This is a genomic window from Anaeromyxobacter sp. SG66, from assembly GCF_022690805.1.
Classification (GTDB): Bacteria; Myxococcota; Myxococcia; order Myxococcales; family Anaeromyxobacteraceae; genus Anaeromyxobacter; species Anaeromyxobacter soli.
Window position 1 is genome coordinate 1 of sequence record NZ_JALCZC010000152.1, and the last position, 7,982, is coordinate 7,982.

Consider the following 7,982-nt stretch of genomic DNA (forward strand, 5'->3'; position numbering starts at 1 on the left):
GGGAGCAGCGGCGGCGGAGCGCCGGCGCGCCAGGCGCCGCAGCACGGCGGCGGGAGCCGGCCGGCCCCGGCCCCGCGCCGCGACTGAGCGGACCCGCCTCGCTCGCGCGCGGCCTCCGGTGATCCGGGGGCCGCGCGAGCTTCAGGAGGCTAGGGAGGCGCGACCGGATCGTCCGGCGCTCAGCGCGTCGAGATGCGGACCGTGGTCTTCATCTGGCGGCCGGTGTCGAGGTCGCGCGCGGACATCGTGAGGATCCCCTCGATGTTGACCTCGAAGAGGATCTCGAGCCGCACCTCTCCGGCGCGGCCCGGCCGCACGCCGCTGAAGGTGAACTCGCCGAGGAGCTCGTTGTCCACCGACCAGGGCTGATCGCCCTGGTAGATGCGCACCGCGAGCTCGCTCTGGCGGTCGACCGCGTTCGTGGCCGCGATGGTCCGCGCGTTGGGGATCGCGGCGTTGCGCGGGAAGACCACGTGCATCGCGCCGCCCGCCTGCTCGATGCCGATCGCCATGGGGATGACGTCGAGGAGCTGGAGCTTCAGGTCGGAGCTCTCCTGGAGCGACCAGCCGTAGAGCGCGGCGCCGATCCCCACCGCCTCGTCGGGGTGGACGCCCTTCGACGGCGGCTTCCCGAAGAAGCGCGTGAGCCGCTCCTGGATGACGGGCATCCGGGTCTGCCCGCCGACGAGCATGACCTCGTCGATGTCCTTCGCGGTGATCCCGGCGTCCACCATGACCCCGCCCATGATCTTGAGCGAGCGGTCCACGAGGTGCTGCGTGAGCGCCTCGAGGAGCTTGCGGTCGAACCGCACGTCCATGTTGAGGGGCTGGCCCTGCGGCGTCATCGTGATGAACGGGATGGAGAACGGCGCCTCGGTGCGGGCCGAGAGGTCGATCTTGGTGCGCTCGGCGAGGTCCTTGATGCGCTGCATCGCGACCGGATCCGACGAGAGGTCGATTCCGTGCTTCTTGCGGAAGTCGTCGAGGACGTACCGGATCATCGCGTCGTCGAAGTCGATGCCGCCGAGGAAGATGTCGCCGCCGGTGGCCTTCACCTCGAACACGCGGTCGCGGATCTCGATGATCGACACGTCGAACGTGCCGCCGCCGAGGTCGTACACGAGGACGCGCTCGTCGAGCCGCTTGCCGATGCCGTAGGCGAGGGCGGCGGCCGTCGGCTCGTTGATGATGCGCACGACCTCGAGCTCCACCAACGCCCCGGCCTCCTTCACCGCCTGGCGTTGCCGGTCGGTGAAGTACGCGGGCACCGTCACGACGGCGCGCCGGACCTTGAAGCCGAGGTGATCCGACGCGACGTCCCGGATCTTCGCGAGGATCCGGGAGGCGATCTCCTGGATCGAGAAGCTCTGCCCGTGGCAGTCGACCTCGACGTCGTTCCGGTCCCCCGCGTGGACGCGGTACTGGACCGACTGCTGCATCGTGTCGACGACCTCGTCCCGCGGGGCGCGCCCGATGAGCCGCTTCGTCGCGTAGAGGGTGTTCCGCGGGTTGAGCTGCCACTGGCGCTTCGCCTCGTGGCCGATGAGCTCGTTGCCCTTGTCGTCGATCGCGAAGATGGACGGGATGGTGTACTCGCCGCCCTTGTAGGGGATGAGCTTCACCTGACCGTCGCCGTGGGCGACCGCACCGCACGAGTTCGTCGTGCCGAGATCGATCCCGATGATGGTGTCGGGGGAGAGCCGCTCCATGCCGCGGCGAGGGTACTACGAAGGTGGGGCAGGGTGGAGTTCCCGCCCTCCTGCCGTGCGAGCGGACGCTCGCCCACACGGGGGGTCGAAAGGCGCAAGCGCTCCACCCGGGGGAATTCGGGTGAAGCGCCCCCCGTTGGACGGGACGTGCTCAAGACCCGCCTCCTTCCGAGCCTCGGCGGGGCCGCTCTCGTGGCCGGCCTCTTCCTCGTCGCCTCGCCCCTCCTCGGGCTCTCCTCTCCCGCCCGCGCCGGCAACCCGCGCGCGGAGACCGTCCACAAGGTGTTCCCGAGCGCGGTGCGCATCCGGATCACCGCGGGCGGCGAGGTCGTCCGCAGCGCCTCGGGGATCGCGTTCGCCCGCGAGGGCAAGCGGAGCTTCGTCCTCACGAACGCGCACGTCGTCGAGCCGGGCCGCGCCTGGCAGGAGCCCGTCCGCATCGAGGTGCTCCCGAGCGGGCGCGACGCGCACCTCGCCGCGAAGGTCGTCGCGACCGGCAAGCTGCCGGAGACGGACATCGCGGTCCTCGAGGTCGGCGCGGAGCTGCCCGTCACGCCGCTCGCGCCGGACGAGAGCCTCGACCTCGGCGACGATCTCGTGGTCATCGGCGCGCCGTTCGGGAAGGGGCTCTCGGTCGCGGCCGGAATCGTCTCCCAGGTCGAGTACGAGTTCCTCGAGAACGCGGCCGCGCCGCGGCGCGCCAAGTCGCTCAAGACCGACGCGGCCATCGGCTACGGCAGCAGCGGCGGCGGCGTGTTCGACGTCCCGCGCGGCCGCCTCATCGGCCTCGTCGAGGGCTACCGCACGGCGCGCGTGGAGTTCGGCAAGGACGCCGACCAGTACGCGTTCGACGTGCCGATGCCCGGCGAGACGTTCGTCGCCCCGGCCGCGAAGATCCGGCGCTTCCTCGCCGACCACGGCCTCGCGCGCCTCTCCGACGACGGCTCGGGCGAGGTCGCCCAGCGCGGCCGCGGCGGCACGCAGGACGCGCAGGTCGCGGCCGGGCAGGCGGAGGTCGCCGCGCGCACCCAGCCCGTGTCGCTGCCCGCCGCGCCCGGCGCGCTCTAGGCTTCGCTAACGTCCGGTCGCGCCAGTCCCCGGCGCGGCTGGACCCGGCGAGACGCTGCCCGGACCCACGCCGCTCGGGACGCTGGCGCCGCCGGTCCCGGCCCCGCGCCCTCCCTCGGCCGGCGGCCCGCTTCCGCCGCCTGGGCCGGTGCCCTGGCCGGGAGTGGACTGCGGCTCCCCGGCGGCCGGCCTGCGAACCTGCACCCAGTACGCGAGCGCGTCGGCGTTCCGCCCGGCCCGGAGCTGCGATCCGGGGACGAGATCCGCCACCGTCCCGAGCCCCGCCGACGTGTAGACCATGGTGTTGCGGTCGACCGTGAGCGTCACCTTGCCCCCCGCCGTCCCGACGGTGATCCGGTGCGCGTGCCCGTCCACGCCCTCCAGCACGCCGGAGATCTCCTCGAGCACCGCGCCGCGCGGGAGCGGCTTGTCGGGCGGCTGGGAGCGTTTCGCCGTCCCCGCCCCCGGCGTCACGGGCGCGGACGGCGGAGCGGCGGGATCGGGCTGCGCCCGTCCCGACGGCGTCGCCACGGGAGGCAGGGCGGGCGACTGCTGGGCGAACGACGGGAGCGCGGCGAGGAGCGCGGAGAGCGCGACGGCGGTCCGGAGCATGCCTGCATGTTAATCGCTCTCTCCGCCGGAAGTCGGGCCCCTGGAGTAGGATGCCGCCTCCGGACAGCCGGAGGGCGGATGGATAATCGGGTCAGCTGGGACGAGTACTTCATGAACGTGGCGCGCGTCGTCGCGACGCGCGCGACCTGCGATCGCAAGCACGTCGGCGCGGTGCTGGTGCGCGACAAGACGATCCTCTCCACCGGGTACAACGGCTCGATCCGCGGCCTGCCGCACTGCACCGAGGCGGGGCACATGATGGAGGACGGTCACTGCGTCGCGACCGTTCACGCGGAGGCGAACGCGATCATCCAGGCGGCGAAGAACGGCGTCGCGATCGAGGGCTCCGCGATCTACACGACCGCCTCGCCGTGCTGGCCGTGCTTCAAGCTCATCGCGAACGCAGGCTGCCACCGGATCGTGTTCGGCGAGTTCTACCGGGACGAGCGGATCTTCGAGTACGCGCAGCGGCTCGGGATCGAGCTCGTCGAGCTGAAGGTGCCCGCGCGGCCCGACGTGCAGCCGGCCGACACCGGCCACGCGCGGACGGTCACCACGTCGGTCAAGGAGTAGCGGCGCTGACCGGCTTCGCCGGCTCCGGCGCTGGCGACGCGACGCTCGCGGGCGCGAGCTCTCCCGGGGCGAGCGTCCGCAGGAGGTCCTCTCCCATCACCGCCGCGACCGCCGCGCGGCGGCCGGCGAGGAGCTGCTCGCGCGCGCGGAGCCGCGTCCAGGCCTCCGCGCGATCGGCCGGGACGGGGTCCGGGAAGGCGGCGAGCTCCGCGCGCACCTGCGCGAGCGCGCGATCGACCGCGACGACGCGGATGGCGGGCTTCCGGCCGGGCTCCTTGCGCCGGTCGATCTCCACGGTGTCGTTCTCCGTCCAGAGCGGCAGGAAGTCCGCGCCCGCCACCTCCACGCGCGCGACGCCCCGCCCGTAGTCGCGGCGCGCCAGCTTCACGCGCAGGAGCGCGCCGTCCCTCGTCGCCGCGACGGCCTCGGGGGTCACGCCCGGCACGTAGTTGCGCGACTGGTTCGAGACGAAGTTCCCGAGCGAGTAGGCGATGACGGCGGTGCGGCCGTCGGCGCGGCGGTACAGCTCGACGGGCTGCAGGACGTGGGGATGGTGGCCGAGGACCACGAGCGCGCCCGCGTCGGCGAGCCGGTGGGCGAGCTCCACGTCCTCGGCGCGCGGCTGGGGCGCGTACTCCTCGCCCCAGTGGAGCGACACGACCACCGCGTCTGCCTCGGAGGCCGCGCGGCGGACGCTCTCCACCGCCCCCTCGCGATCGAGCTGCGACGCCTGGAGGCAAGCTCGCGCCGCGGGGCAGGCGTTTCCGTCCTGGTTGAAGAAGTGGGCGTACCCGAGGAACGCGATCCGCATCCCCGCGGCGTCCACCGTGACCGGGCCGGAGGCGCGCCCGGACGGGCCCGCCCCGACGTAGCGCATCCGCAGCGCGTCGAGCCGCCGGACGGTCTCCTCGAAGCCGGGCCGCCCCTGGTCGAACACGTGGTTGTTCGCGAAGGAGACGAGGTCCACGCCGGCGTGCTGCAGCGCGGCCACCGCCTCGGGCGGCGCGTTGAACACGAACGGGCGCGTGCCCTGAGCCGTGGCGGGCGCCACGGGCGTCTCGAGGTTCGCGAACATGACGTCGGGCGCGGCGAGGAGATCGGCGACGGGTGCGTAGAGCCAGGAGAAGCCCGCGTCCGGGGCGCCGCGCCCGTAGGTCGCGGCGCACTGCTTCACCGCGTCGTGCATGAGGACGTCGCCGACCGCCCCGATCGTCACCTGCGCGACCGTGCGGACCGGCGGTTCCGCGGGCGCGACCGCTTCCAGGGCGCCTCCGCGCGCTGGCGGGGAGGGGGACGTCGACGGCGCGGGGGCCGCCACGGGCTGGGCGGCGCGGTCGGCCGGTCCGCGCGCTCCGGTCGCACAGGCGGCCAGGGAGAGGGCGAGGACCACGGTGACGGATGGGGCGGACGGGAACACGCGCACGAGGGCTCCGAGCTTTACCGGTATCATCCGAGCGGGCTTGAAAAAACGACCGTCGCGACGCATCTCAGGGCGCGACTTCCAGGTTCTCATCATGCACCCATTCGCCAGAGGCGCCGCTTTCGTCGACCGGTCCGGGTCGGTCGTCGCCGCCGACCCCGGCTTCGCAGCGCAGCTGGGGCTCGGGGCCGACGCCGACCTGACCGGAGCGCTGCGGACGCGCGCCGAGACGGCGCCGGAGCTCCGCGCGCTGCTGGCCGGGGACGGCCCCGCCATCGCGCGCGTGCCGGGGCCGGACGGCCAGGTGCTCGAGCTGCACCGCGTCCCGAGCGGGGAGGGGACGCTCCTCCTCGCCCGGACCTCGCAGGACGCCGAGTGCCTCGAGCACGCCATGCGATCGCAGGGGCTCACCCGGCTGGCCGCGGGCGTCGCGCACGACATCAAGAACCCGCTGAACGCGATGGCGCTCCAGCTCGCGCTGCTCGCGGACAAGCTGTCGTCGGCCGGAGACGCGGGCGTCGCCTCGGCGTCGCACCTGGGCGCGCTGCGCGATCAGATCGGCAGGGTCAACGAGGTGGTGCGCCGCTTCCTCGACGTGACCGATCCCTCCGCGCCGCTCGGCTACACCGACGTCGGCGCGCTCGCGGCGGACACGGTCAGCCTGTTCGGCCACGACGCCCGGCGGCGCCGCATCGACCTGCACGCGGACGCCGCGCCGGGCTCCGCCCGGACGCGCTGCGATCCGGGCCGGGTGTCGCGGCTCGTGCTCGGCCTCGTCTCGCGGGCGCTCGTCGAGACGCCGGAGGGCGGGCGGATGTCGGTTCGCGTGGAGCCCGAGGCGGCGAGCTTGCGGTTGACCATCGAGCACGCGGCGGGTGAACCGGACCCCGAGCTCGGGTATTACACGGACGTCGCGGACGCCGCGGCACGGGCGCTCGGCGGCGACCTCGCCATCGTGCACGAGGGCGCGCTGGAGCGCCTCACCTTGCGGCTCCCGAGGAACGATCGCGAATGAAATACCGGGTCCTCATCGTCGACGACGAGGCCGACAGCCGCGACGCGCTGGCGGAGCTGACGCAGCGCTGGGGCTACGACGTCCAGACCGCGAGCGACGGCACCGAGGCGCTCCGCCGGGCCATCGAGGGGCACCCCGACGTCATCCTCACCGACCTCGTGATGCCGAACATGGACGGGCTCTGGCTCCTGCGCGCGCTCCGCGCCGAGCTGCCGGACTGCCCCGTCGTGCTGCTCACCGGCCGGGGGACCATCCAGACCGCGGTGCAGGCGATCAAGGAGGGCGCCTACGACTTCATCGAGAAGCCGCTTGAGGTGCCGCGCCTGCGGCTCGTGCTCGAGCGCGCCCTCGAGAAGAAAGAGACGATGCGCGAGGTGCAGCTGCTGCGGCGCCGCATCGCCGCCCTCGCCCCCGGCACGGACATGATCGGCTCGGGCCCCTCGATGCAGCGGGTGTTCGAGCTCGTGAAGAAGGTCGCGCCCTCGACGGCGAGCGTCGTCATCAGCGGCGAGAGCGGGACCGGCAAGGAGGTGGTGGCGCGCGCGATCCACAACCTCTCGCCGCGCAAGGAGAAGCCTTTCGTCGCGGTGAACTGCGGCGCGATCCCCGCGACCCTCATCGAGTCGGAGCTCTTCGGGTACGAGCGGGGGGCGTTCACCGGCGCGGACCAGCGCAGGCTCGGCAACTTCGAGCTCGCGCACAACGGCACGATCTTCCTCGACGAGATCGGGGAGCTGCCGCTCGAGCTCCAGGCGAAGTTCCTCCGCGTCCTGGAGGAGCGCCGGTTCCGCCGGCTGGGCGGGCGCGCCGAGGTGGAGGTGGACGTCCGCGTCATCTGCGCGACGAACCGCGATCTCAAGGAGGAGATCCGCAAGGGCCGCTTCCGCGAGGACCTCTACTTCCGCCTCCACGTCTTCACGATCCAGCTCCCCGCGCTCAAGGAGCGGCGCGAGGACGTCCCGCTCCTCGTTCATCACTTCCTCGAGAAGTTCAACGGCGAGACCGGCAAGCACGTGCAAGGCGTGTCGCCCGCCGCGCTCGGGATCCTGCAGGGGTACGCCTGGCCCGGAAACATCCGCGAGCTGCGCAACACCGTCGAGCGCGCGATGATCCTCGTGGACGGCGACGTCATCGGCGAGGAGCACCTCCCGCCGGACATGCAGGCCTCCCGCCCGGAGGCGGCGACGCTGCGGATGCCGCTCGGGATCCCGCTCGACAAGGTCGAGAAGGAGTACATCCTCGCGTCGCTGCAGAAGAACGGCGGGAACAAGGCGCGCACCGCCGAGATCCTCGGGATCAGCGAGAAGACTCTCTACAACAAGCTGAACCGCTACGCCGCCGAGGCGCGCACGCGCGCGGGCGAGGCCGAAGGTCAGGTCCCGGCGAGCGGCGTGAAGGCCTGAGCCGCGGCAGGCGCGCAGGTTCACGGCCCCCCCGAGCTTTGCAGTGGGAGGGCCCCGCGCGAAGCGCGGGAGGGGCGAAGCCCCTCCGGCGGGGAACCTGCGCGCACCCGCGAAAGCGGGCGCGCAGGTTCACGGGCCCCGCCGAGCAGGGGTGGGGCCCCAGCGGCTTCGCCGCTGGGGCG

General features: G+C 73.2%; 7 protein-coding genes. 4 read left to right on the forward strand and 3 right to left on the reverse strand.

What is annotated here, in order from left to right:
- Nucleotides 1–179: 179 nt before the first annotated feature.
- Nucleotides 180–1,709, reverse strand: coding sequence for an Hsp70 family protein (locus MNZ39_RS22330; RefSeq protein WP_242341303.1), 1,530 nt, complete (start codon nucleotides 1,707–1,709; stop codon nucleotides 180–182).
- Between the two features lie 147 nt (nucleotides 1,710–1,856).
- Between MNZ39_RS22330 and MNZ39_RS22335 the strand changes: the two genes are divergently transcribed.
- Nucleotides 1,857–2,777 (forward strand): S1C family serine protease, encoded by a 921-nt coding sequence (locus tag MNZ39_RS22335; protein WP_242341305.1) that lies wholly within the window; start codon nucleotides 1,857–1,859, stop codon nucleotides 2,775–2,777.
- A 6-nt stretch (nucleotides 2,778–2,783) separates the two neighbouring features.
- Here MNZ39_RS22335 and MNZ39_RS22340 read toward each other — a convergent pair whose 3' ends face one another.
- On the reverse strand, nucleotides 2,784–3,389 hold the full coding sequence (locus MNZ39_RS22340) for a hypothetical protein (protein WP_242341306.1): 606 nt from the start codon (nucleotides 3,387–3,389) through the stop codon (nucleotides 2,784–2,786).
- Nucleotides 3,390–3,467: 78 nt separating this feature from the next.
- On the opposite strand from MNZ39_RS22340, the gene MNZ39_RS22345 reads away from it, so the two are divergent.
- Nucleotides 3,468–3,962: a dCMP deaminase family protein gene (locus tag MNZ39_RS22345; RefSeq protein ID WP_242341307.1), complete on the forward strand. Its 495-nt coding sequence runs from the start codon at nucleotides 3,468–3,470 to the stop codon at nucleotides 3,960–3,962.
- On the opposite strand, the gene MNZ39_RS22350 is transcribed toward MNZ39_RS22345, so the two are convergent.
- The gene (locus MNZ39_RS22350; protein ID WP_242341308.1) at nucleotides 3,952–5,178 is read right to left on the reverse strand and encodes a CapA family protein; all 1,227 of its coding nucleotides are present in this window, start codon (nucleotides 5,176–5,178) and stop codon (nucleotides 3,952–3,954) included. The two genes, MNZ39_RS22345 and MNZ39_RS22350, sit on opposite strands and share 11 nt — an antisense overlap.
- Before the next feature lie 298 nt (nucleotides 5,179–5,476).
- On the opposite strand from MNZ39_RS22350, the gene MNZ39_RS22355 reads away from it, so the two are divergent.
- Nucleotides 5,477–6,397 (forward strand): histidine kinase dimerization/phospho-acceptor domain-containing protein, encoded by a 921-nt coding sequence (locus tag MNZ39_RS22355; RefSeq protein WP_242341309.1) that lies wholly within the window; start codon nucleotides 5,477–5,479, stop codon nucleotides 6,395–6,397.
- On the forward strand, nucleotides 6,394–7,800 hold the full coding sequence (locus MNZ39_RS22360; RefSeq protein WP_242341310.1) for a sigma-54 dependent transcriptional regulator: 1,407 nt from the start codon (nucleotides 6,394–6,396) through the stop codon (nucleotides 7,798–7,800). The genes MNZ39_RS22355 and MNZ39_RS22360 overlap by 4 nt, the downstream gene beginning before the upstream one ends.
- Nucleotides 7,801–7,982: the final 182 nt, after the last annotated feature.